Annotated in this window: 21 protein-coding genes; 15 read left to right on the forward strand and 6 right to left on the reverse strand. The window is 28.8% G+C overall.

The annotated features are described in order from the left end of the window. Positions 1 to 46 precede the first annotated feature (46 nt). Complete coding sequence (locus tag CNEONATNEC86_RS00135) at positions 47 to 1771, forward strand: ferredoxin hydrogenase (RefSeq protein WP_058293210.1); 1725 nt, start codon at positions 47 to 49, stop codon at positions 1769 to 1771. Between the two features lie 143 nt (positions 1772 to 1914). Then, positions 1915 to 2703, forward strand: a complete 789-nt coding sequence (locus CNEONATNEC86_RS00140; RefSeq protein WP_058293209.1) for an HAD-IIB family hydrolase — start codon at positions 1915 to 1917, stop codon at positions 2701 to 2703. A 50-nt stretch (positions 2704 to 2753) separates the two neighbouring features. Here CNEONATNEC86_RS00140 and CNEONATNEC86_RS00145 read toward each other — a convergent pair whose 3' ends face one another. From CNEONATNEC86_RS00145 to CNEONATNEC86_RS00155, 3 genes are all read right to left on the reverse strand, one after another. Beyond that, the gene (locus CNEONATNEC86_RS00145; RefSeq protein WP_058293208.1) at positions 2754 to 4343 is read right to left on the reverse strand and encodes an ABC-F family ATP-binding cassette domain-containing protein; all 1590 of its coding nucleotides are present in this window, start codon (positions 4341 to 4343) and stop codon (positions 2754 to 2756) included. A 579-nt stretch (positions 4344 to 4922) separates the two neighbouring features. Beyond that, on the reverse strand, positions 4923 to 6626 hold the full coding sequence (locus CNEONATNEC86_RS00150; protein ID WP_159135371.1) for an ABC-ATPase domain-containing protein: 1704 nt from the start codon (positions 6624 to 6626) through the stop codon (positions 4923 to 4925). Continuing rightward, positions 6626 to 7219: a DUF1836 domain-containing protein gene (locus tag CNEONATNEC86_RS00155; protein WP_159135372.1), complete on the reverse strand. Its 594-nt coding sequence runs from the start codon at positions 7217 to 7219 to the stop codon at positions 6626 to 6628. Before CNEONATNEC86_RS00155 ends, CNEONATNEC86_RS00150 begins: the two co-directional genes overlap by 1 nt. 230 nt (positions 7220 to 7449) lie before the next feature. On the opposite strand from CNEONATNEC86_RS00155, the gene trhA reads away from it, so the two are divergent. Beyond that, positions 7450 to 8097 (forward strand): PAQR family membrane homeostasis protein TrhA, encoded by a 648-nt coding sequence (gene trhA / locus CNEONATNEC86_RS00160; protein ID WP_058293205.1) that lies wholly within the window; start codon positions 7450 to 7452, stop codon positions 8095 to 8097. 79 nt (positions 8098 to 8176) lie between these two features. On the opposite strand, the gene CNEONATNEC86_RS00165 is transcribed toward trhA, so the two are convergent. Next, positions 8177 to 9535, reverse strand: a complete 1359-nt coding sequence (locus tag CNEONATNEC86_RS00165; RefSeq protein ID WP_243145339.1) for a YjiH family protein — start codon at positions 9533 to 9535, stop codon at positions 8177 to 8179. 255 nt (positions 9536 to 9790) lie between these two features. Here CNEONATNEC86_RS00165 and proB point away from each other — a divergent pair, with 255 nt between their 5' ends. The 8 genes from proB (at position 9791) to CNEONATNEC86_RS00205 (ending at position 19047) form a co-directional block, all read left to right on the forward strand. Beyond that, a complete protein-coding gene (proB, locus tag CNEONATNEC86_RS00170) occupies positions 9791 to 10609 on the forward strand; it encodes a glutamate 5-kinase (protein WP_058293203.1) in 819 nt (272 codons plus the stop codon). Between the two features lie 36 nt (positions 10610 to 10645). Continuing rightward, complete coding sequence (locus tag CNEONATNEC86_RS00175) at positions 10646 to 11890, forward strand: glutamate-5-semialdehyde dehydrogenase (protein ID WP_125147941.1); 1245 nt, start codon at positions 10646 to 10648, stop codon at positions 11888 to 11890. A 253-nt stretch (positions 11891 to 12143) separates the two neighbouring features. Beyond that, positions 12144 to 12323 (forward strand): hypothetical protein, encoded by a 180-nt coding sequence (locus tag CNEONATNEC86_RS00180; RefSeq protein WP_159135373.1) that lies wholly within the window; start codon positions 12144 to 12146, stop codon positions 12321 to 12323. 472 nt (positions 12324 to 12795) lie between these two features. Beyond that, positions 12796 to 13845 (forward strand): glutamine-hydrolyzing carbamoyl-phosphate synthase small subunit, encoded by a 1050-nt coding sequence (gene carA, locus CNEONATNEC86_RS00185; protein ID WP_058293200.1) that lies wholly within the window; start codon positions 12796 to 12798, stop codon positions 13843 to 13845. A 12-nt stretch (positions 13846 to 13857) separates the two neighbouring features. Beyond that, positions 13858 to 17070, forward strand: a complete 3213-nt coding sequence (gene carB / locus CNEONATNEC86_RS00190; RefSeq protein ID WP_058293199.1) for a carbamoyl-phosphate synthase large subunit — start codon at positions 13858 to 13860, stop codon at positions 17068 to 17070. A gap of 214 nt (positions 17071 to 17284) precedes the next feature. Further along, positions 17285 to 17836 carry a DUF4489 domain-containing protein gene (locus tag CNEONATNEC86_RS00195; RefSeq protein WP_125147943.1) on the forward strand — a complete coding sequence of 184 codons (552 nt, stop codon included), beginning with the start codon at positions 17285 to 17287 and terminating at the stop codon, positions 17834 to 17836. Positions 17837 to 17966: 130 nt separating this feature from the next. Then, positions 17967 to 18653: a hypothetical protein gene (locus CNEONATNEC86_RS00200; RefSeq protein ID WP_159135374.1), complete on the forward strand. Its 687-nt coding sequence runs from the start codon at positions 17967 to 17969 to the stop codon at positions 18651 to 18653. Positions 18654 to 18810: 157 nt separating this feature from the next. Continuing rightward, positions 18811 to 19047, forward strand: a complete 237-nt coding sequence (locus CNEONATNEC86_RS00205; protein ID WP_058293196.1) for a hypothetical protein — start codon at positions 18811 to 18813, stop codon at positions 19045 to 19047. Between the two features lie 49 nt (positions 19048 to 19096). Here the strand turns inward: CNEONATNEC86_RS00205 and CNEONATNEC86_RS00210 are convergent, their stop codons facing one another. Both CNEONATNEC86_RS00210 and CNEONATNEC86_RS00215 read right to left on the reverse strand, forming a co-directional pair. Further along, entirely contained in the window at positions 19097 to 20206 is a 1110-nt protein-coding gene (locus tag CNEONATNEC86_RS00210) for an HD-GYP domain-containing protein (RefSeq protein WP_125148094.1), read from the reverse strand. A gap of 111 nt (positions 20207 to 20317) precedes the next feature. Beyond that, the gene (locus CNEONATNEC86_RS00215; protein ID WP_058293194.1) at positions 20318 to 22216 is read right to left on the reverse strand and encodes a type I glutamate--ammonia ligase; all 1899 of its coding nucleotides are present in this window, start codon (positions 22214 to 22216) and stop codon (positions 20318 to 20320) included. Positions 22217 to 22512: 296 nt separating this feature from the next. Between CNEONATNEC86_RS00215 and murI the strand changes: the two genes are divergently transcribed. The 4 genes from murI (at position 22513) to CNEONATNEC86_RS00235 (ending at position 25102) form a co-directional block, all read left to right on the forward strand. After that, positions 22513 to 23289 (forward strand): glutamate racemase, encoded by a 777-nt coding sequence (gene murI / locus CNEONATNEC86_RS00220; protein WP_159135375.1) that lies wholly within the window; start codon positions 22513 to 22515, stop codon positions 23287 to 23289. Between the two features lie 83 nt (positions 23290 to 23372). Beyond that, entirely contained in the window at positions 23373 to 23897 is a 525-nt protein-coding gene (locus tag CNEONATNEC86_RS00225) for a peptidylprolyl isomerase (protein ID WP_159135376.1), read from the forward strand. 158 nt (positions 23898 to 24055) lie between these two features. Next, the gene (locus tag CNEONATNEC86_RS00230) at positions 24056 to 24427 is read left to right on the forward strand and encodes a DUF3783 domain-containing protein (RefSeq protein ID WP_058293191.1); all 372 of its coding nucleotides are present in this window, start codon (positions 24056 to 24058) and stop codon (positions 24425 to 24427) included. Between the two features lie 3 nt (positions 24428 to 24430). Further along, positions 24431 to 25102 carry a helix-turn-helix domain-containing protein gene (locus tag CNEONATNEC86_RS00235; protein ID WP_058293190.1) on the forward strand — a complete coding sequence of 224 codons (672 nt, stop codon included), beginning with the start codon at positions 24431 to 24433 and terminating at the stop codon, positions 25100 to 25102. Positions 25103 to 25130 lie beyond the last annotated feature (28 nt).

A 25130-nucleotide genomic window follows, 5' to 3' on the forward strand; every position in this document is an offset into this window, starting at 1 on the left:
TATTTGTGTGTTAAAAAAATAACAATATTAAAAGGAGTATATATTCATGATTAATTTAATAATTGATGAAAAAGAGATTCAAGTTGAAGAAGGAAAAACAGTTTTAAAAGCTGCATTGGAAAATGATATTGATATACCTACATTATGCTATTTAAATGAGTGTGGAAATGTAGGAAAATGTGGAGTTTGTGCTGTAGAAATAGAAGGAAAAAGCAATTTAGCGCTTGCATGTATTACTAAAGCAGAAGAAGGAATGGTAGTGCATACAAATTCAGAAAAGGTTCAAGAAAGAGTAAGAACAAGAATCTCAACCTTGTTGGACAAGCATGAATTTAAGTGTGGACCATGTCCAAGAAGAGAAAATTGTGAATTTTTAAAATTAGTTATAAAAACAAAAGCAAAAGCTAGCAAACCATTTGTAGTTGAAGATAAAGAAAAATATGTTGATTCTAGAAGTAGTGCTATTATGTTAGATAGAACTAAATGTGTGTTATGTGGAAGATGTGTAGCTGCTTGTAAAGAATTTACCAATACTTGTTCTATACAATTCATCAAAAAGGATGGTCAAAGAGCTGTTGGAACTGTAGAAGATAAATGTTTTGATGAATCTACTTGCTTATTATGTGGACAATGTGTGATTGCATGTCCTGTTGGAGCACTTACTGAAAAACCACATATTGATAGAGTTAAAGCTGCAATTGAAGATCCTAAAAAGCATGTTATAGTTGCTATGGCACCAGCTGTTAGAACTTCTCTTGGAGAATTATTCAATATGGGATATGGTCAAGATGTAACTGGAAAGATATATACAGCTTTAAGAATGCTAGGATTTGATAAGATATTTGATATAAACTTTGGAGCTGACATGACTATAATGGAAGAAGCTACAGAGCTCTTACAAAGAATTAAGGCTGGTGGACCATTCCCAATGTTTACATCTTGTTGTCCAGCGTGGGTAAGACAGGTACAAAATTATTTCCCAGAATTTTTAGATAATCTTTCATCAGCAAAATCACCACAACAAATTTTTGGTACAGCATCAAAAACATATTACCCATCAATTGAAGATATAGATCCTAAAGATGTGTTTACTGTAACTGTAATGCCTTGTAATGATAAAAAATACGAAGCAGAACTTCCAGGCATGGAGATTGATGGTATTAAAAATATAGATGCAAGTATAACAACTAGAGAACTTGCTAAGATGATTAAAGATGCAAAAATAAAATTTGCTACATTAGAAGATAGTGAAGCTGATCCTGCAATGGGAGAATACAGTGGAGCAGGTGTTATATTTGGGGCTACTGGCGGTGTTATGGAAGCTGCACTTAGAAGTGCAAAAGATTTCTGTGAAGGCAAAGATTTAGAAGAAATAGAATATAAAGAAGTTAGAGGACTTAAAGGAATTAAAGAAGCTACAGTTAATATAGGTGGAAATGACTATAATGTAGCAGTAATAAATGGTGCATCTAATGTATTTAAGTTTATGGAAAGTGAAAAATTAAAAGAAAAACAATATCACTTTATTGAAGTTATGGCATGCCCAGGCGGATGTGTAAATGGTGGTGGACAACCACATATTAGTGCTAAAGAAAAAGATAAAATAGATATTAAGACTGTTAGAGCTTCAGTTTTATATAATCAAGATAAACATTTAGAAAAGAGAAAATCACATAAAAATGAAGCAATTATAAAGATGTATGATGAATATATGGGTAAACCTGGAGAAGGATTAGCTCATAAATTACTACATTACAAATATAAGAAGTAGTATACATAAAAAATATTAGTATTTTATACAGGTGTTGATTATTAAATCAAAATAGTTCTTAGTTATATAAATATTTATTTTGATTTATAACATAACACCTGTATAATTTTTATGTAATGATATTATTTAAGGAGTATATACTAATGAAATTATTAGCAAGTGATTTGGATGGAACTTTATTTAAGAATAATATGATCTCGAGAGAAGATCTGCATGCATTAAAAAGATTTCGTGAAGAAGGAAATAAGGTTATAGTATCTACAGGAAGAACGAAACAGGGTGTTGATACTATATTTAAAGATTATTATTTTGATTATGATTACTTAGTTCTTTGTAATGGTGGATTAATACTAGATAATGAGAATAAAATAATACATAAGAAATCTATACCTAATAAGATAGTCATTGATATAATTAATAAATTTTTTAACTATAAAAGTTCAATGATATATTATGATGATGGAGAAGCAACTAAAATTATAGACAATCCTTTAATTGATAAATCTAATATAGATAGAGACTTTTTTGAAAGTTTTGCAAATAAGGTTTTGCTAAATGAAGCCCTAAATGGTAAAAAGGATTGCCAAATGATGAGCGTATTTAATGTAGAACAATCTATTGAATTAGCAGAAGAAATAAGAAAATTAATTATTGATGAATATGGTGACTATATAGAAGCATTTAGAAATCAATGCTTCATAGATATAGTGCCTAAAGAATGCTCAAAAGGGAATGCACTTAGTATGATTCTACAAGATGAGAATTTAGATGCTGATTGCCTATATTGTGTTGGAGATTCATTCAATGATGTTTCAATGTTTAATATAACTAAGAATAGTTATACATTCAATGAAGCTGAGGAAAAAGTAAAACCATATGCTAATAATATAATAGATAATGTTTATGAGATTGTCGATGAAATTTTAAAATAATAAAATGCACCTGCTAACATATTAAGTCAACAGGTGCATTTTATTATTTATTATTTATTTGAAAACTCTATATATTCATCGAATGTCATAGTTCTATCAACTATAGAGCCATCATCTTTAATATCTATAATTCTATTTGCAATAGTTTGAACAAATTGATGGTCATGAGATGCAAATAATAAATTACTGTTATAATCCTTTAGGCCGTTATTAACAGCTGTTATTGATTCAAGATCAAGATGGTTAGTAGGTTGATCTAGCATTAATACATTCGCATTAGAAAGCATCATTTTAGATAGCATACATCTAACCTTTTCTCCTCCTGATAATACATTAGCTTCCTTTAAAGCTTCTTCTCCAGAGAATAACATTCTTCCAAGGAATCCTCTTATATAACTTTCAGATTTTTCTTCAGAATATTGTCTTAACCAATCTACTAAAGATAAATTACAATTTTCAAAATATTTAGTATTGTCAGTTGGGAAATATGCAGTTGTAATAGTTATTCCCCATTTATATTCACCACTATCTGGTTCCATTTCACCAGCTAATATTTTAAATAATGTAGTTACGGCAATTTCATTACCTATAAGAGCTATTTTATCACCTTTATTAACCATGAAGTTAACATTATCTAAAACCTTAACTCCATCAATAGTTTTAGATAAATCCTTAACTGTTAAGATATCATTACCAACTTCTCTTTCAGGCTTGAATCCTACGAAAGGATATCTTCTGCTTGAAGGTTGGATATCATCTAAAGTAATCTTATCTAATAGCTTCTTTCTTGAAGTCGCTTGCTTAGATTTAGATGCATTAGCGCTGAATCTTGCGATAAAGTCTTGAAGTTCTTTGATCTTTTCTTCTTTTTTCTTATTTTGGTCTTTAGACATTTGAAGAGCTAATTGGCTAGATTCATACCAGAAATCATAGTTACCAACATATAGCTTAATCTTTCCAAAATCAACATCAGCCATTTGAGTACAAACTGAGTTTAAGAAATGTCTATCATGGGATACAACTATAACAGTTCCATCAAAATTACCTAGGAAGTCTTCAAGCCAGTTTACAGCCTTTAAGTCAAGACCATTAGTAGGTTCGTCTAGGATTAATATCCCAGGGTTACCAAATAGGGCTTGAGCTAAAAGTACCTTAACCTTTTCAGCTTCTGTTAATTCTGATACGTTTCTGAAGTGATATTCAGTGCCAATTCCTAAACCTTGTAAAATTGTTGAAGCTTCTGATTCTGCTTCCCAACCATTAAGTTCAGCAAATTCACCTTCTAATTCAGAAGCTTTAATTCCATCTTCATCAGAGAAGTCTGGTTTTGCATATATCTCATCTTTTTCTTTCATGATTTGATATAATCTTTCATTACCCATTATTACAGTTTCTAAAACTTGATACTCATCATATTTATAGTGATCTTGTTGTAATACTGACATTCTTGTATTTGGAGCAATTATTACTTCACCAGTATTAGGTTCTACATCGCCAGATAATATTTTTAGAAATGTACTTTTTCCAGCACCATTAGCGCCTATTACTCCATAACAATTTCCAGGAGTGAATTTTATATTTACATCTTCAAAAAGTTTACGTCCGCCAAATCTCAGACTAACGTTTGATACAGTTATCAATCTAATTCTACCTCATTTCTAATATTTTATTAATTTATGCTCTTTAATGCACAATTTATAGTACACAATAATTATTTAGTTATGAACTCTAAATTATACACTAGCATAATCAGTTTCGATACTCATGTTGTTTATTATATCATAGATTTCTATTAAATGAGAATATATATGATATAGTTGATTAAGTAAAATATTGTTATAGTTTATATAAAATATGAATATGAAAATAATTTTATATAGAATTACTAAAATTGAATCATAAGATTTTAAATTAATTATATAATAGAATAGCTATATTCTTATATTCTTATATTCTTATATTCTTAAGCACTTAAGCAGAGAACTTAAGTCTTGCATATGATGCGAATAGAGAGTCTATTGAACATATATGAATCAAGTTTCATTTTAAAATTATAATATCTTTGTTATTTTATAAAACTCTCATATAATAAGTTCTAGATTTAATCTAAATATTTGCTCAGCAAAAGTAAATTGTGAATGAAATTTAGAGTTATATACAAAAATAAAATGATATCCACAGAAAAATTCTTTAGAAGAATTGTATCTGTGGATATTTTTTTATAATTTTAAGTTTCTATATCTATTAAAGCACGAAATAATTTCTTGCTTTCTTGGCATAGATAAAGTTCCATTCCCATAAGAAGTGGAACTTATACTTATAAGTCCGTTCTTATTCATAAAGTCTAAAACATCAGTAACTATTTCTTGAAGTGTTTTATTATTATTTATTATTTTATCTTCTGCAAGCTTCATTATATATCCTAAAGCATCTATCTGCTCAGGATCTACAATTTGTTCTAATGATTTTAAATCTATTATATCTTTATTTATACACAAAGAGTCAGTGCCAATACTTTTGATTTTTACATTTCCTTTATAATCAGCAGATATAGTGCCTTTCTTTATCTTTCTATCAAAATCAATAGATATATGATTTTGACTATTTTGCCTTTCTTCAGATATAAAATTAGAGCTTATATCTTTAGCTATAGAGGTTACATCTTTAGCCTCATATTCATCCATTTGAATTACACAATCAGCTACATTAAAATAATCTCCACAGCTACCAACAGCTAATATAGTTGATATATCTAATTGTTTATATAAATCTTTAACTACGTCTATAAATGGAGTTATTGGCTCTTTATCTTTATTCACTAATCTCTGCATTAACTTATCTCTAATCATGAAATTAGTAGCAGAGGTATCCTCATCTATAAGAAATAGGGAAGTAGCAGATTCAATTCCTTCTATGATATTAGCCGCTTGTGATGTACTTCCGCTGGCGTTTTCACTATTAAATTTTTTTGTGTCTTTGCCATTAGGTAAATTATTTATAAAGAGTGATATATCTGTATCTTTTATTGACCTACCATCTTCAGATTTTATTTTTATGGCAGAATCATCTGTAATTACATATTCACGTCCATCTCCAATTATGTGGTTATAAACTCCAAGTTCTAAAGCTTTTAATAAAGTAGATTTTCCATGGTATCCTCCTCCGACTATTAAAGTGATACCTTTTTTTATTCCCATCCCAATAATCTTGCCTCGATTTGGCAGGTTAAGCTCTACTTGGAGATTTGATGGAGATTTAAATTTAATAGAATTTTTTAGTGGTTTGTTTGATATGCCGCTTTCTCTAGGTAAAATTGATCCATTAGCAACAAATGCAACAAGATTAAGCTCTTGTAATTTGCTTCTTATATAATTTTGATCTTCACTTAAATCAATTACAGATTTAATCTTATTTTTATCAAGATTATCATACTTAAGTGAGTTATCTATGATTTTAGGGATGTATTCAAATAATATTTTTTCTAACTCTGAAGATAGAATACTTCTACCTCTTGCAGGAAAACCAACTTTAAATCTAACTTGAATTTCTTCTTCATTAATTAATACACATGTTCTTTCAATTACCTCTTGATCACATTTGCTTATTAGCATAAGTCCACTTTTACCAGATCCAGAACCTTTAGAAGCAATCCTAAATATATTATTGTAAAATAATCGTGTTATATAATCTTCTAAGGCAATTTTCTTGTACTTTTTATTAAAAAGTTCGCTGGGAAATCCAGCTACATTTTGAGTAATTATTATTCTAATGCTTGATGGAGAGGCAAATGGATCGCCTTGAATATGATCAATGCTTAATACATAATCCTTAAATAAATATTTTCCGGAAATAGTCTTATAAAGTCCATAACTTTTATTATTTAATGAAGAAAGTTGCTTTTTTAAATCAACAGAAGTTCTCACTATTTTTTCTCCTTTGCATCTTCAAAGCATTCGTCAATAATTCTTTCGCTCATTCGCCTAAATAAATTACTCATACTTACATAAGAACATGCAAGAAGAAGTTTTTCTTCATAATTGCCAAGATTTTTGTTTTTATTTTTTAAAATGTTCAAGGTATTTTTTTCAATTCTATGAGATGATTCTTTAAGTTCTTCCAAATTCAAATCATACATATCAAGAAATGATTGATATATATCATATAATGGATATTCTTTATCACTATCAAAGCTTTGAATAATTGGAGTAAGAAGAGTTTTTATATCAGTTAGGGATAAAGCCCCCTTTAAGTTATAAATTAATCCCATTAGAATTAAGTGATTCTTAGTATATTTTTTGTTTTTAATTTTCATTAATAGATTATCTTTAGCATAATTGTTGATCATAGTTTTAGTAAGAACCTTATCATCTGGATTTCTTTTTGTATATGCTAATCTTGTTTCAAATAGCTGCATTACCTGATCCATATATAAATCTAATTCTGGAAAATCATTTAGATCGATATTATTAGATCCTTTCTGGTCATTTATAAATGTATCAATATTAAAATCATTCATTATAAAATTCAACTCCTTACATAGTATTTAATACTACGTGATGTTATGTTATTTACAATTTAAATATTAATTGAAAGATTGGTAGATTTCAATACCTTATGAAAGAAATAATATATATTAAATAAAAAAAGTTACAAAACATATTGAAATGTTAGCAGTTATATGGAATAATATATATATACTCAACACATAGTTATCAAAACTATGTAAAAATAAATGGAGGTGTGAGAATGGAGAAACATATAAGAGAGCCTATTAATGGAATAACTCATATGATAGGTGCTGTATTATCACTTTTTGCTTTAGTTGCAATGATATCAAAGGTTTGGATAATGGGAGGATCAAAAATAGTACTTGGGTCGGTAATATTTTTTGGAGTAAGCATGATATTATTATATAGTGCTTCAGCTACTTACCATTCTGTAATGGCAAATGAAAAAATTATAAAAAGATTTAAGAGATTAGATCATTCAATGATATTTGTACTAATTGCTGGTTCTTATGCTCCGTTCTGTTTAGTTGCATTACATGGAAAAATTGGAATGAAGTTATTTTTAGCAGTAACAATATGTGCAGCAATTGGAATTATATTTAAGCTATGTTGGGTGACTTGCCCAAAATGGTTAAGTAGTGTTATGTATATAGGAATTGGATGGTTTGCTATATTTGCTATATATCCGATGTCACAAGTTCTGGAGCTACCAGCATTAATACTATTAGTATTAGGCGGAGTAATGTATACAATAGGTGGAGTAATATATGCGTTAAAATCTAAGAAAATAAAGATTGGCAAGTTTGAAAATCATGAGATATTTCATATATTCATAATGCTTGGAACATTGTGTCACTTTATATGTGTATTTAAGTATATAATTTAAAATGTTTTATTATAAAAAATTAAGGTATTAATGAAAATATTTATTTAGAGTATTTTCTTTAATACCTTAATTTCTTTGGCTAGAATATTATATTAGCGCATAGTACTATGATAGGAAGCGTAACCAATGTTCTTTCAATAAATATTATTATTAGATCTAAGAATTTTACTGGTATTTTTGATCCCAATAATAATCCACCCACTTCAGACATAAATATTAATTGAGTTACAGAAGTACATGCTATTATAAATCTTGTCATTGCGTTTGGAATAGTAGTAGCTATTACTGAAGGAATAAACATATCTGCAAAGCCTACTACTAATGTTTGAGAAGCAGCAGCAGCTTCAGGTACTTGGAGTAATTTTAATAACGGTATAAATGGTAATCCTAAAATTTGAAAGAAGTTTGTATATTCAGCAATTATTAATGCTATTGTTCCCATTGCCATTACTGTTGGTAAAACACCAATCCACATATCCATTACATTTTTAAATCCTTCTATAAAGAATTCATATATATTACTGTTCTTTTCTGCTCTTTTCATGGCGTTTTCTAAACCAAAGGTAAATGAATTATAGCCAGATGGTATTACTTCGTTATCTTTTTTGCTTGAACCATCTATATATACATCAGGTTTTTTGGATAAAGGTGGTATTCTAGGTACTATTATAGCGGCTATAATCCCAGCAAGAGTAACTGTAAGGTAAAAAGGAACAAATAAATGTCCAAGTCCAACTTGAGAAATTATTACTAAACAAAATGTTATTGATACAGCAGAAAATGTAGTACCTATTATACATGCTTCTTTTTTGGTATAAAATTTTTCCTCATATTGTTTACCTGTAAGCAATATTCCAATAGTTCCATCACCAAGCCATGAAGTTATACAGTCTATAGATGAACGCCCAGGTAATTTAAAAATTGGTCTCATTATTTTAGATAGTAATGCACCAACAAAATCTAATAATCCATAATTTAATAGTAGAGGCAGAAGCATTCCAGCAAATAAAAATACAGAAAATAGTACTGGCAATAAACTAAATAATACCATGCCTCCAGTATCTACAGACCAAATAAATTCAGGACCAATTTCAAAATATGTAATAATTATTAGTATCATACCTATTATTCTTAGTATTAGCCATAATGTTGATACATTAAATAGTGAATTAATATACTTAAACTTATTTAATTTTTCAGGAGAGATAAATTTTATAATTATTCCTCCAATTGCAGAGATACTTATAAAGATAACTGCAAGTATAGGAAAAATGTTTTCTAATGCAGCAACTGTTAAATTAGATAATCGAGCTATTGGTATAGTAAACTCACCATTAATTTTTATTGGTGTCATAAATAATACAATACCTAACAGAGATGGAATCAAAAATTTTAGTAATGATCTTATATTATTTTGGTATGTCCAAATCTTTTTCATAACTTCTCCTTTTCATTTGTTGACTTATGTATAAAAAATTTATAAATATGCAATAATATTCATTTTAATACAAAACGACAAAAAATCAATAGGAATTATTTAATGTTTATATAATAAAATTAAATATAATTGTAAATATTAGTATTCCTTTAATTTATAACGATAATTCATTATAAATACATATGGAAAACATAAAAAAAAGCACGTATAATTAAATATAGATTGTAAGCGCGATTATATTTAGGAGTGTTATAAATGAGTTATAGAAAATATGTAGAAAAAGCAAATAGAATAGTTGTAAAAGTTGGTACATCAACATTAACTTATTCTAATGGTAAAATAAATTTAACAAGAATAGAAAAGCTAACAAGAGTTCTTTCAGACTTGTTGAATTCGGGAAAAGAAGTGGCATTAGTTACATCTGGTGCAGTTGGCGTTGGTGCAAGTAAATTAAAATTATCTAAAAAACCAGAAACAGTAATTGAGAAGCAAGCTGTTGCATCAGTTGGTCAATGTGAACTTATGCATATATATAGTAAATTTTTTGGTGAATATAGTCATATTGTTGGTCAAGTTTTATTAACAAGAGATGTTGTAGAGAATGATCATATTAGAGAAAATGTTTGTAATACATTTGAAAAACTTTTAGAAAAAGGTATAGTACCAATTGTTAATGAAAATGATACTGTATCAATAGATGAAATTGAAAACATATGCAATTTTGGGGATAATGATAATTTGTCGGCTATAGTTGCAGAATTGGTTAATGCTGATTTATTAATTATACTTTCTGATATAGATGGTTTTTATGATAAAGATCCAAGAAAAAATAAAGATTCGAAATTATTAAAAGAAGTATTAGAAGTAACTAAAGAACTAGAAGATTGTGCAGGCGGTGCAGGCAGCAATTTTGGTACTGGTGGAATGATAACAAAATTACAAGCAGCTAAGCGTGCAAATAATGCAGGAGTTCATATGGTTCTTGCTAATGGTGAAGATCCAGAGATATTAAATAGTATAGTAAAAGGTGATGAAATAGGAACTCTATTTGTGTCAAAGAAGAAAATTAACTAGTATTTATAAATATGATATAGGATAGGAGGAGATAAAGTGAGTGAATTAATAATTAAGGGGCAAAAAGCTAAAGAAGCATCTTATGAACTAAGTAATGCATCAACAAATGCTAAAAATGATGCATTATTATTTATGGCGGAGGAACTTATTAATGAAAAAGTATCAATATTAAAGGCTAATGAAATTGATGTTGAAAATGCTAAAGCAAACGGCATGTCAGAAGCTATGCTAGATAGATTATCATTAAATGAAGATAGAATTAATGGCATGGCTGATGGACTTAAAGAGCTTATAGGTCTTCAAGATCCAATTGGAGAAGTTATTTCTATGTGGCAAAGACCAAATGGTCTTCAAATAGGGCAAAAAAGAGTTCCGCTTGGCGTTATAGGAATAATATATGAAGCAAGACCAAATGTAACTTGTGATGCAGCTGGACTTTGTTTAAAGTCAGGAAATACAGTTATATTAAGAGGTGGAAGTGATGCTATAAATTCGAATAAAGAAATAGTTAGAGTTTTAATTAAAGGATTAGAAAAAGCAGGGCTTCCAAAAGAATGTGTTCAGCTTATAGAAGATACGAGTAGACAAGTTGCTACAGATATGATGAAATTAAATGAATATATTGATGTTCTTATTCCAAGAGGTGGAGCAGGATTGATTCAATCGATAGTCAAAAATGCTACAGTTCCTGTTATAGAAACTGGAACAGGAAATTGCCATATATATGTTGATGAGAGTGCAGATTTTGATATGGCTAAAAATATTGCTGTTAATGCAAAAGCATCAAGACCTTCAGTATGTAATGCGGCTGAAAAATTATTAATTAATGAAAATATAGCTGAAGAATTTCTTCCAATAGCAGTAAAAGAGCTTAGAGAGGCTGGAGTTGTTCTTAGAGGAGATGAAAAGGCACAGGCTATTATTGATGATATAGAAAGAGCTAATGATGAGGATTGGGGCAAGGAATATTTAGATTATGTTATGGCAGTTAAAATAGTAAAGGATGTAGATGAAGCTATAAACCATATAAATAAGTATGGCACAGGCCATTCAGAAGCAATTATTACTGAGAGCTATAAAAACTCTCAGAAATTCTTGCAAAAGGTTGATGCAGCAGCTGTTTATGTAAATGCATCTACTAGATTTACTGATGGTTCTGAATTTGGTTTCGGTGCAGAAATAGGAATAAGCACTCAAAAGCTACATGCTAGAGGACCAATGGGGCTTAAAGAGCTTACTACTATAAAGTATGTTATTTATGGAAATGGTCAAATAAGATAATATTAGAAAATAAGAAAGATGCTTATGATGAATCATAAGCATCTTTTCTTTTACATTGATTCAGATAAGGTCAGTTCAGAAGAGGATAACTGTAACTGCCTAAATATTCTGAATATTTTTATATTTTAATTATATCATAAATAAAAATAAATTCAATGATTATCATAAATATGGATTGGGTCATCTTTATGATAATATGACTCATACGAATAAAGATGTAGTGGAGGTATGGAATAGAATACAAGATAAACATATGAATTTGCATAAATTGGGTGAGGAGATAATCTCCCAAATAAAATCAGGTGATTATGATGTTATTAATAAATATAATACTAAAGAGCAAATATCTAAAGATCTAATAAATGAATTTAATATGATAATAAATATAGCTAAGAAGTTGGATGATAGCGGTAGAAATGTATATGAAGAATAGCTTGAATAGATAAATTATAGATAAAAAAGTATGTTAAGTAGAAATAAAAATATAAGCTATATGAATATTTATACTTATTTATGAATAAATATGCTATAATGGTTAATGAATAAAGATTCTGTTTTTAAAAATTAAAGTTGATATATTTTATTCGTATAAAAATATTAAAACTATCCTTAATATGTCTTGACATACTATTATCTATGAACTAGAATTATTAGAAAGAGAAAGTTAAGATGCACTTTAACTTGGTCCTGTGAGGCCAGAAAGGGATTAAAACTATGATTTTTATGCATATATGCATAATAAAGGTAATTTCATAGCTTATTTTTTGAAGGCGAATAATATAGTAAGGTCACACAGGATAGTAAAAAGAAACAGTTTATTATTGTATTCTTTTTGTTATCCTTTTATTTTATTCAAATTTAAGGTGTAGTTTTAGCTAAAAATATATATTGTAGGAGGCTTAAGCATGAAGGCAAAGCTTATATTAGAAAATGGAATGATTTTTGAAGGTAAAGCTTTTGGCTACCTTAAAGAAAGTGTTGGTGAAGTAGTATTTACCACAGGTATGACAGGATATCAAGAAGTATTAACAGATCCATCATACTATGGTCAAATAGTAACTATGACTTATCCACTAATAGGTAACTATGGAATTAATCTTGAAGATATGGAATCTGATTCAGTAAAGGTAAGTGGATTTATTGTAAGAGAAAAGTGTAACTTACCAAGTAATTTTAGATGTGAATTAGATTTAGATAATTATTTAAAACAAGAAAAAGTCATTGGGCTTGAAGGAATAGATACAAGAGCATTAACAAAGGTGCTAAGAAATAGCGGTACAATGAAAGGAATCATTACACTAGAAAATGTAGATGATGAATATGTAAAAGAAAGACTTGAAAGTTTTTCAAACAAAAATGCTGTTAAATCTGTAACTGCAAAAGATTCATATGTAATTGAAGGTACTGGAAAGCATGTAGCTATAATGGATTTTGGCATAAAGACTAATATAATAAGAAACTTTAAAAAGAGAGGGTGCAAAATAACTGTATTCCCTGCAACAGCAACAGCTGAAGAGGTTTTAAACGTTAATCCAGATTTAGTATTCTTATCAAATGGCCCTGGAGATCCAGAAGACTTAGATTTTGTTGTAGAAAATGTTAAAAAGATTGTTGGCAAGAAACCAATAGTAGGAATATGTTTAGGACACCAATTATTAGCTTTAACATTAGGTGGAAAAACAACTAAATTAAAGTTTGGTCATAGAGGCTGTAACCATCCAGTTAAAGATTTAGAAAGAAATATCGTTCATATAACTTCTCAAAATCATGGATATGTTGTACAAACATTACCAGAGAATATGGAAGTTACTCATGTAAATATTAATGATGGAACTGTAGAAGGAATGAAACATAAGCAATTACCAATATATTCAGTACAATTTCATCCAGAAGCATCAGCAGGTCCACAAGACAGTGAATATATATTTGATAGATTCTTAGAATATGCACTATAGGAGGTTACGAAAATGCCATTAAATAAAGATATAAAAAAGGTTTTAGTTATAGGATCAGGTCCAATAGTTATAGGTCAGGCGGCAGAGTTTGATTACTCAGGAACTCAAGCTTGTGAAGCTTTGAAATCAGAAGGAATAGAAGTTGTACTTGTAAATTCAAATCCTGCAACAATAATGACTGATAAAGAAGTTGCAGATAAAATATACTTAGAACCATTAACTTTAGAATTTGTTGAAAAAGTTATAGCAAAAGAAAGACCAGATAGCTTACTTGCAGGAATGGGTGGTCAAACAGGGCTTAACCTTGCAGTAGACTTATATGATGCTGGAATTTTAGATAAATATAATGTAAAAGTAATCGGAACATCTATTGAATCTATCAAAGAAGGAGAAGATAGAGAACTATTCAGAGATATGATGAATAGAATTGGAGAACCTGTTATAAAGAGTGAGATTGTAACAGATCTTCAAGCAGGATTAAATTTTGCAAATGAAATAGGGTATCCAGTAATAGTTAGACCAGCATATACACTTGGAGGTTCAGGTGGTGGTATAGCTGAGAATGAAGAAGAATTAAGAACTATATTAGATTCAGGTCTTCAACTTAGTACTATAGGTCAAGTATTACTTGAAAAGAGTGTTAAGGGATGGAAAGAAATAGAGTACGAAGTTATGAGAGACTCTTATGGAAACTGTATTACAGTATGTAACATGGAAAACATAGATCCAGTTGGTATACATACAGGAGATAGTATAGTTGTTGCTCCATCGCAAACTTTATCAGATAAAGAATATCAAATGCTTAGAACAGCATCAATAAACATAATAAATGCAGTAGGAATTGAAGGTGGATGTAATGTACAATTCTCATTAAATCCAACTACATTTGAATATGCAGTTATAGAAATAAATCCTAGAGTTTCAAGAAGTTCAGCTTTAGCATCTAAAGCAACTGGTTACCCTATAGCTAAGCTTGCTGCTAAGATAGCATTAGGTTATGGATTAGATGAAATAATGAATGCGGTAACTAAAAAGACATATGCATGTTTTGAACCAACATTAGATTATGTTGTAGTAAAAATTCCAAAATGGCCATTTGATAAGTTCTTTGGTGCAGATAGACAACTTGGAACTAAGATGATGGCAACTGGTGAAATAATGTCTATAGGAGCTAATTTCGAGCAAGCGTTCCTAAAGGGAATAAGAAGCTTAGAAATCGGAAAATACTCTTTAGACCATCCTAAGTTTAAAGAACATAGCATGTCTGAACTTAAAGCATTAGTAATGAAGCCAGATGATGAAAGAATCTTTGCTTTAGCAGAAATGCTTAGACGTGATTATATGATTGATAAGATTAATAAATTAACAGGTATAGATTTATTCTTCTTAGAAAAAATTAAATGGATAGTTGAAGAAGAACAAAGATTAAAATTAAGTAAGATTGAAGATTTAGATAAAGAATGGTTACACAGCTTAAAGAAAAAAGGATTCTCAGATAAGGCTATAGCTGACATGCTAAAAGTAAGCCCAGATGATATCTATAGATTAAGAGATATATGGAATATTAAGCCATCATACAAAATGGTTGATACATGTGGTGGAGAATTTGAAGCCTTATCACCATATTACTATTCAACTTATGAACAATATGATGAGGTTGAAATATCAGATAAAAAGAAAGTTATAGTTATAGGATCTGGTCCTATAAGAATAGGTCAAGGTATTGAGTTTGACTATGCTTCAGTTCACTGTGTAAAGTCATTAAAGAAACTTGGAATTGAAACTATAATAGTTAATAATAACCCAGAAACAGTAAGTACAGACTTTGATGTTTCTGATAAATTATACTTTGAACCATTAACAGAAGAAGATGTTTTAAATATAATAGAAAAAGAAAATCCAGATGGAGTAATACTTCAATTTGGTGGTCAAACAGCTATTAAATTAGCAAACTTCTTAAAAGAAAAAAATATTGTAACTTTAGGAACTACAGCAGATCAAATAGATATGGCTGAAGATAGAGAAAAGTTTGATGAATTACTAGAAAGATTAGGAATATCTAGACCTAAGGGTAAAGGGATCTGGTCACTTGAAGAAGGATTAGAAGAAGCTAGTAGATTAGGCTTCCCAGTACTTGTTAGACCTTCATATGTAATTGGTGGTCAAGGTATGGAAATAACTCATGATGAAGAAGAATTAACATTTTATTTAGTGAATGCATTTGCTAAAGATAAGAAGAATCCAATACTTATAGATAAGTATCTAATGGGTAGAGAAATTGAAGTAGATGCAATATCAGATGGAGAAAATGTATTAATACCAGGAATTATGGAACACTTAGAAAGAGCAGGGGTGCACTCTGGAGATAGTGTTACTATGTATCCAAGTCAAAATATATCTGATGACATGAAGGGCAGAATTTTAGATTATACTAAGAAGTTGGCTTTAGCAATAGGCATAAAAGGCATGATAAACATTCAATTCATAGAATTTGAAGGAAATCTTTATGTAATTGAAGTTAATCCAAGAGCATCAAGAACAGTACCATACATTAGTAAGGTAAGTGGTGTTCCAATAGTAGATTTAGCTACTAATGTAATGCTTGGAGCAAAACTTGTTGATTTAGGGTATGGAGTAGATATATATAAGGAACCGGAATTAGTTTCAGTTAAAGTTCCAGTATTCTCAACTCAAAAATTACCTAACGTTGAAGTTTGCTTAGGACCTGAAATGAGATCAACAGGAGAAGTTTTAGGTGTAGGTAGAAATGTTAAGGAAGCACTTTATAAAGGGTTTGTAGGGGCTAATATGTATCCATCAAAGGAAAAAGGAAAGATACTTGCTACAATTAATAAGCATAACAAACAGGAATTTTTAGAGATAGCTAAAGATCTTGCTAAAGTTGGATATACATTTATGGCTACTACAGGAACTTGTAAATTATTAAAAGATGCTGGTATAGAAGTTGAAGAAGTTAGAAGAATTAATGAACAAGAGCCTAATATACTTAATGTAGTCAAGAATAGAGAAGTGGATTTAGTGGTTAATACTCCAACTAAAGGAAATGATTCTAAAACTGATGGGTTCTTAATAAGAAGAGCAGCAGTTGAAAGAAACTTAGGAGTTATAACAGCATTAGATACGTTAAGAGCTATAGCAGATGTAGAACTTGAAAAGTTAGATGAAAATAAAGATTTAGAAGTATTTAATATAGCAGAAGTATAATATAGAAGAGCTACCGTTAATCGATAAGATTAACGGTAGTTTTAATTTTATTGTCTACTTTTTAGGGTAAAGTTCAAATTTTACGGGTAGTCCTGACTATTTCGAAATATTTATCCATGTATATAACACATTTTGATATAAATATCATAATATATACTATAATCTGCGAAGATAAAAATTAAGATACAAAAGTTTAATATTTTGGAGGTATATTATGAATATAATATCAGAAGATGAAAGATGCGATGATTTTAGAAGAGAAGGAAGAAGAGGGCGTAGAAGTTCTTGTGGTTGTTCTAGTTCTACTATTACTAGTACAAGCTGTTCTACAGAAGGTGGAAAGTCTATATTAAGATGTGGCTGTGCAAATGCCGGACCACTTCCAATACTCGGAACACAGGGGCTAATACCATCATTACCAATACCAGTTGGTAGTGTAAGTATAGATACTAGTAATTTATGCAAGCCTTCAGTATTAGTAACTGCAAATTTATTGATCAATACACCAGCAGCTTTATTGTCTAGTTTAACATTTAGAATTGTTAGATGTTTAGATGGCTGTTTTCAATCAGTAGGCGGAAGTTTTACTTTCTCAGATCCAATTGAAGCTTTATCAAGTAACTCATTCACATTTTCATTCTGTGATTGTTCTTCATGCAGCGGATGTATAACTTATGGAGTGGAAGTTACATCAGCAACTTTATTGCAGGCTGGAACAACAATTGGAGGAACAATCTCTGCTCTTGCAGTAGAAAATCTTTGTTAGTAAGTTTTTTAGTTTGGAGTATTACAATTTGTAATACTCCTATTATTTTATCAAAATAATATTATATTTTGTTATTTTGATAAATTGTAATGAATATATTATATTATAGTAACTTAATTAGGAGCTTAAAATGTCTGAGATGAATAATTTAAATGAATTAAAGTGTGAGTACTACATTCCTATGGGAAAGCCGGGATCTATTGTTATAAAGGCACCTGTAGTACTTTCAACACTAAAAATATCAATTCCAATAAATAAAAGAATAAATTTAAATTCTAAGAGTTCAAGAATTGAAATAATATCAAATAAAATTTCTATAAAGAAACCAAAGTTTAATAAAGATAATAGGCTTGTAATAAATGGATATATACATAAATATATTAAATACTTCAATAATAATTCTAATAAGAATATAGGTAGAAATTTAGAAGTAAAGATTCCTATTAATTCAGAAATATTAATTAATTTTGATCAAATTCCAATTTATAATCCTGTCAGTAATAAAAATATTTTTTATGAAGAATCAAAAGCAATTAAGTGCGACTTTGAATGTATAAAACTTATTAGTGATTATATAGCACAATCAGAATATAGATATTTTAATGACTCATTATTAGAATTAACTGTAACATTGACCCAAATTCAAAATATATTTATTCCTGAGCCTGATGGAGATTTTGTTTTAATTACTAATAACCTAAAGCCAAATCAGTTTAAAAATAATGGGGCTGAAAATAAGAATAGTCATTATTTAGTTGGATATGATAGTAGCAGAGGCTTAATTGCTAATATAATAGAACCTAATAAAAAAAGGTAGAAAAATGCGGCTAAAAATTATTTTAACTATTTTTTAGTCGCATTTTTTATTATTTAAATAAGAAAGATAAAATAGAAATATTGACATACGAATATATGTTCGATATAATAAAAATATAAATTGTGAACGTATGTTTGCTAAAAAGGGGATGTGTACCATGAACAATGAAGGTAATTTTTTTGTAAAATTAAATTGTAAAAATATCGACAGTATAAGAAGTTTAATAGTGGACAGGCCGATTAAAGATATAGATCAAAAAGAAAAATACATAATGTGTGCTGGAAAATATGATAAAAATGGATGGACAATAGTTTTTAGGGCTAGGACATATCAAGAAGCTGAGAAGTTAGCTAGTTTAAATCCATTTGAATATAGAAGATCAAAGGTAAGTTAAAAATTTAGTATATAAAAATATAAAAAGCAATTCTTATAAGAGTTGCTTTTTATACTTCATATTGAATATTAGATATAACAACTGAAAGTTTTTCTATAAGATTAATTATTGAACCAATCTTTTTAGAGTTATCACTTTTGATTATTTCGATAATAGGTCTTAGTGGAAAGTTAGGCAATGTTTCTTTAACTATTCCTATGTCACCGTTGCTAAGTGAAACAATAGTTCCTGCTGGAAACGGTATTATTACTTTTGAAAAAATATTCACTATATTAAAATCAAATGCAGATCCAGCATTTGACATTAGATATTCAACTGCATCACTTGGGCATAAGGCACGTTTATAAGGTCTATCAGATGTAAGAGCATCATAAACATCTGCCACTGATACTATTCTAGCTAAATGATTTATTTCTTCACCAAGTAATTTATTAGGATAACCTAATCCATCAAATCTTTCATGATGTTGAAGGACTATTGAATTTATATGTGAACTAAAGTTGTATGTTTTTTTTATAAAATCATAGCCTTCTTTAGGATGATTTTCTATTATTTTAAATTCATCTTCTGTTAAACGTGATGGTTTTTGTAATATCTCTTTAGGAATAAATGATTTACCTATATCATGAATAAGGGCACCTATACAAAGATATTTTAGATGTCTCTTAGGTAAATTTAAACTGATTCCAAGTACAAGAGAAATTACCGCTACATTAACACTATGCGCATATGTATAGTTGTCCATACTTTTTATATCTACAAGAGAAAGCAAGACATTTTTATTATTTAATATTTCTGAAATAAGTTCTTCTGCTAAATTATCAATTGAATGAAAATAATCTTGTTCTTTTTTGGTATAATCATTAAATTTTCTTTTCTCAAATTTATGTATGTTAGCAATTCTTTCAATGTCGGCAAATGTTTCCTTAACAATTCTAATAGCTTTTTGCCTTAGTTCTGGCTTTATTATATCTTCAATCTCTTCAGAACTATATTCATCAATTATATATAACGAATATATATGTAAATATTTAACTTTATCTATTAATGATTTAGTTAACACGCACCCTGACTTTAGCAAAACTCTTCCATCATAAGCGTATATACTTTTACCCAATATTGAATTTTCTCTAACACACTCAATAGGAATTAATCGCATCAACATCTACCTTTCATTGGTTAATAACTAAATTATATCATAAAAATATTATAAAATGAGAAAAACTACTAATAATTATTTTATAAAAAATAGTTATTAGCAGTTTTTTTATTAAATATCTAAAAGATTTTGCTTATAATCAGAATAATACTGTCTTAATCTTGACATTTTATCTTCTAATTCAAGATATAATCTTGATGCTTCAGGATAGTTTTTATTTGAAAATGCTTCTTTAATTTTAGTAAATAAACTTTTACTAGTATAAGTATCTTTCATAATTTCTAATCTTAAATCATTTATCTTCATCCAATTAGAAACATCTAAATCTAAAGCTTTATCTAAAGAATGAAGACATTTATAACTACGAATTTCATCTTTATAGTTAGAAATTACTCTTTTTGTTATTTCAGTAGTCCATCTTTCAATAACAGCTAATCTAAAGCTATTTAGGATAGAGTCAGTAAATACATCATTTCTCTTTAGAATATGAAGTTTTGAAGGATTGTTTTCTAATTGAGATATATTTTCGTAAATAGTAGCAGGTGCTTTTCCAAAGAATTTGTTTCTTTCAGATTCGCTATAGTCATCAAAAATATTCTTTTCAGTTCTATATGCTCTAGATTTTTCTAAATAATCTGCAGATTCACCAGGCTCTTTTGATAATTCAGCTAGTAGAGCATCTGCATCTTTATTATTTTCAACAGCATATATAATACCATCAAGCATAGCCATGTAAGAAGCGGCCATTACAAGATATGTATTTGAATGAGGATTTGGGGATCTAAGCTCAAACCTTGTAGCCATTGGAGAATTGATATCTCGAATTAATCCTGCAAGAACTGTTCTATTTCTTGATGGATTATCTGGAGATAAACCAAGTGATGTTACTGTACAAACAGGGGCTTCAAATCCAGGCTTTAATCTTTTTAATGAGTTATTAGTTGATGAAACAAATGGATTTACAATTTCATAATTTCTAAGAAGTCCCATTATTGCTCCATAACCTATAACACTTAGAAAATGATCTTTAGTACCATTAAATATATTGATTCTTTTACCATTGTTTAATTTAAGACTAACACCTAAATGAGTATGCATTCCAGAACCAGCTACATTTTCTATTGGTTTAGCCATGAATGTAACGTCTAGTCCATTTCTTCTGAATGTTTCTTGAATAAGTATTCTTATAAAAAGTTCGTTATCAGCAGCTTGGACTGCATCAGAGAACTTCCAGTCGACTTCTAATTGTTCCATAACATGATCATAGTCTCCAGAAGAGTTTAATTTAGCTCTAACTCCACCAACTTCTTTATGTCCCATTTCAGGTTCGAAGCCATACTTATCCATTAAGATTAAAGTTTCTTCTAAAGCAGTTCTAACAGAACCTTTTGTCCTTGTCCAATATTGTTCGTGTAAAACTTGTGAAGTAGATAATTCTTCAACCTCTGCAACATTATTTGGAGTCTTAACCCAAAATTCTAATTCAGTTGCTGATGTAACAACAACTTCATCTATATCGTTAACTGTAATATCAAAAGGTTTTAATGTTTCAGGATTAGTATTAAAGATGGTCATTAAGTTTTCTTTAAATGTAGTAACAGCTGAAGATAAGATGTGCCTTGAATCTACAGCTTTATTATCATGATATAAGAAGCAAGGGATTCTTAATGTTCCAATAGGCTTGTCTGTTTCAGAATCTATATAGTTGTAATTATAGTCAACCAACCATTTACAATCTAAATCAATTACCATATTTACTTTAGCATTATCTAGAGTTGCAATTCCAGGTAAAACAACTGATGAGCCATCAGTTTGTATTGCTACACCTTGTAAAAAGTCATCTAAGTCTTCTAAAAAAAGATTCATAGGTATTTTTTCATCAGTATCATTTCCAGATAAGTCTATTCCAACAAAAGAAGCAAATTTTATTTCTGGATGGTTATTTAAGATCTCTCTTAAGTCTTTAGAATTATGATTTTTCTTTTCAATTGTATAAATTAAATTATTCATACGGTGTTTATTACAACTCCGTTGTTGTAATAAAACATTCACATCCTTTCTATAATATCGAATAAAAAAAAGAAAAATCTTTTTAATATTCGTTATTTTCATCTAAGAAAATTTTATTATAAGCTGATAATACTGTCAATAATTAATATATAGAATATGAATCTTATTTATTAATATCTCCATTATATTTCAATGTAAGGAAAGTTTATGAGTTAAATGTTTATTTGATTATGGATTTATTAATGATAAAGTAATAAAATATTTATAGATAATTTTAGAAGTGGAGTGACAGTGCTTTGGATATAAAAAATAATCCTATAGGTTTTTTTGATTCAGGAGTAGGTGGACTAAGTGTCATGAGAGAATCTATCGCTATAATGCCTAATGAGAATTATATATATTTTGGTGATTCAAAAAATGCTCCTTATGGAACAAAATCTTTAGAAGAAGTTAGAAAACTTACTTTCGATGCAGTTGAATTTTTATTAATGAAAAATGTTAAAGCTATAGTTATTGCTTGCAACACGGCAACAAGCGCGGCAATAGAAGATCTTAGAAATAAATACACAGATATACCAATAATAGGAATAGAACCGGCTATAAAACCAGCAATAAGTTTGAATAAAGAAGGAAATATTATTGTTATGGCAACTCCAATGACTCTTAGAGAAAATAAATTTAAAGAACTTATGAATAAATTGGATGATAAAGGTAACTTAGTACCATTACCATGTGCTGGTCTTGTAGAATATATAGAGCAAGGTATATTAGAAGGCGATGACTTGGAAAGTTATTTAAAAGAAAAATTAAATCCTTATTTAAATCCTAAAATAGCATCAGTTGTGTTAGGATGTACTCATTATCCATTTGTTAAAAGAACAATATCTAAGGTCTTAGGAGATGATGTAGCGATCATAGATGGAGGCCATGGTACATCTTTAGAGTTAAAGCGTAAGTTAAAAGATAAAGGAGAGCTAAATGACAGTAAAGAAAAAGGAAAAATAGAAATTTATAATTCTAATAATGATAGTAAAGTTATAGATTTTTGTTATAATTTAATAAATACCAAATAAAGCTTCAGTTTATAAAATGAATTGAAAGATTATTTTGAGTAAATAATATTATTTAAGATTGTACTTTGAGAGGAGAATTTTCAATGAAAAACCCAATTGTAACAATAACAATGGAAAATGGCAAGGTTATTAAGGCTGAATTATATCCTGAAATAGCACCAAATACAGTAAAGAATTTTGTTGACTTAATTAACAGAGGATTTTATGATGGATTAATATTCCATAGAGTTATTCCAGGATTTATGATTCAAGGAGGATGTCCAGAAGGAACAGGAATGGGTGGCCCAGGATATTCAATAAAGGGAGAATTTACATCTAATGGATTTAAAAATGATTTAAAACATACAAAAGGTGTGTTATCAATGGCAAGAGCTATGCATCCAGATTCAGCAGGAAGCCAATTCTTTATTATGGTAGCAGATGCTCCACATTTAGATGGACAATATGCTTCATTTGGTAAAGTTATAGAAGGATTAGAAGTTGCTGATAATATAGTAGCTCAAAAAACTGATGTATATGATAGACCATATGAAGATCAAGTTATAAAGAGTATGACAGTTGATATGCATGGTGAAGCTATTGAGGAACCTGAAATAATTGAAGAATAATACATAGTGTAAAATGGAAATATAAATATATTATAGAAATCCCTTAATAGGGATTTCTATAATTATAATAGAGAAAATGAAGATTCATTAATCATAGATATCTTGAATTTATAATAAAAATTTATAAAAATACTAATAGAATAGGGAGGTTGGCAAGTTTGGCTATAAACTATAAATGTATATTAGCATATGGATTAACTGATGAAGAATTTGATAAGATTCAAAAGAGAAGAATAAAAGTAAAAAGAGTTACAAATTCTGATGCTTCAAATAAAATTATTGATATTTTATGTGGTACTGAAGTAGAAAATAGTGAAGAAGAACTTCCAGTAGGTGAGAAAGCACTTATTTTTAATGGATATAATGATAAAGAGCTAAGAGGCGTAATAAAGTTTATTAGAGGCTTTATTGAAGGGGGAGTTCTAGCTGTAGTTACGGAACAATCAAGTAAATGGACTCTTAAATATTTATTAGAGCATCTAATAGAAGAAAGAACTATGTATGAAGAATATAAAAAAGGAGAGAAATAAAAAATGAGTCGTGTAGGCGAAAAGATAAAAATGGCTAGAGAAAAAAGTGGAATGCCAGCAAAAGTACTAGCTAAAAAACTTGGAGTAGCAGAAAAATTTATAAATGAAGTTGAAATGGGAAGAAAAGTTGCCCCAGAATCATTTATAGATAGAGCAGCAAAAGTACTAAATGTTGATTTAAATGACATTAGTATGGTAGTCACTGATGAAGCTCTTATGGAAGAGAAAAAAACGTTAAAAGAAATGCCTAAAAAGAAAATAGAAGCTTCATCAGAAGTATGGACAGATGCATTTTCATCAGTACTTAAAAATGTACCTATATATGATTATTCATTAAGTAAAAATAATGGATTTAAAGAAATGCCAGTACATTCAAATAAAATAGAAGGCTACCCTCAAGATAAGGTTTGCTATTTGCAAATTGAGGATGATGAAATGAGTGGCTTTAGAATAATGAAGGGAGACTTAGCTTTTGCTCATAGTGTAAAAGAAGTTAGTAATAATGGGATTTTTTTATTAGATTATAGAGGCAAAAGAAAAGTTAGACAAGTAAAGACTTTAGGAAATTCTAAAATTTTATTAGTAAGTAATTCTGGCAGTTTAATAACTGAAACAATGGAAATAAAAGAAGTTAATGTAATTGCTAAATTAGAAAGAATCGAAATTAAATTATAAATGAAATTATATGTATGAGATAGATTGT

Source organism: Clostridium neonatale, assembly GCF_900465025.1.
Taxonomy (GTDB): domain Bacteria; phylum Bacillota; class Clostridia; order Clostridiales; family Clostridiaceae; genus Clostridium; species Clostridium neonatale.

Coding starts and splice junctions, on each gene's coding strand:
- CNEONATNEC86_RS00135 (WP_058293210.1), top strand. CDS start 47: ATGATTAATTTAATAATTGATGAAAAAGAGATTCAAGTTGAAGAAGGA.
- CNEONATNEC86_RS00140 (WP_058293209.1), top strand. CDS start 1,915: ATGAAATTATTAGCAAGTGATTTGGATGGAACTTTATTTAAGAATAAT.
- CNEONATNEC86_RS00155 (WP_159135372.1), bottom strand. CDS start 7,219: ATGAATGATTTTAATATTGATACATTTATAAATGACCAGAAAGGATCT.
- trhA (WP_058293205.1), top strand. CDS start 7,450: ATGGAGAAACATATAAGAGAGCCTATTAATGGAATAACTCATATGATA.
- CNEONATNEC86_RS00165 (WP_243145339.1), bottom strand. CDS start 9,535: ATGAAAAAGATTTGGACATACCAAAATAATATAAGATCATTACTAAAA.
- proB (WP_058293203.1), top strand. CDS start 9,791: ATGAGTTATAGAAAATATGTAGAAAAAGCAAATAGAATAGTTGTAAAA.
- CNEONATNEC86_RS00180 (WP_159135373.1), top strand. CDS start 12,144: ATGAATTTGCATAAATTGGGTGAGGAGATAATCTCCCAAATAAAATCA.
- carA (WP_058293200.1), top strand. CDS start 12,796: ATGAAGGCAAAGCTTATATTAGAAAATGGAATGATTTTTGAAGGTAAA.
- carB (WP_058293199.1), top strand. CDS start 13,858: ATGCCATTAAATAAAGATATAAAAAAGGTTTTAGTTATAGGATCAGGT.
- CNEONATNEC86_RS00195 (WP_125147943.1), top strand. CDS start 17,285: ATGAATATAATATCAGAAGATGAAAGATGCGATGATTTTAGAAGAGAA.
- CNEONATNEC86_RS00200 (WP_159135374.1), top strand. CDS start 17,967: ATGTCTGAGATGAATAATTTAAATGAATTAAAGTGTGAGTACTACATT.
- CNEONATNEC86_RS00205 (WP_058293196.1), top strand. CDS start 18,811: ATGAACAATGAAGGTAATTTTTTTGTAAAATTAAATTGTAAAAATATC.
- CNEONATNEC86_RS00210 (WP_125148094.1), bottom strand. CDS start 20,206: ATGCGATTAATTCCTATTGAGTGTGTTAGAGAAAATTCAATATTGGGT.
- CNEONATNEC86_RS00215 (WP_058293194.1), bottom strand. CDS start 22,216: ATGAATAATTTAATTTATACAATTGAAAAGAAAAATCATAATTCTAAA.
- CNEONATNEC86_RS00225 (WP_159135376.1), top strand. CDS start 23,373: ATGAAAAACCCAATTGTAACAATAACAATGGAAAATGGCAAGGTTATT.
- CNEONATNEC86_RS00235 (WP_058293190.1), top strand. CDS start 24,431: ATGAGTCGTGTAGGCGAAAAGATAAAAATGGCTAGAGAAAAAAGTGGA.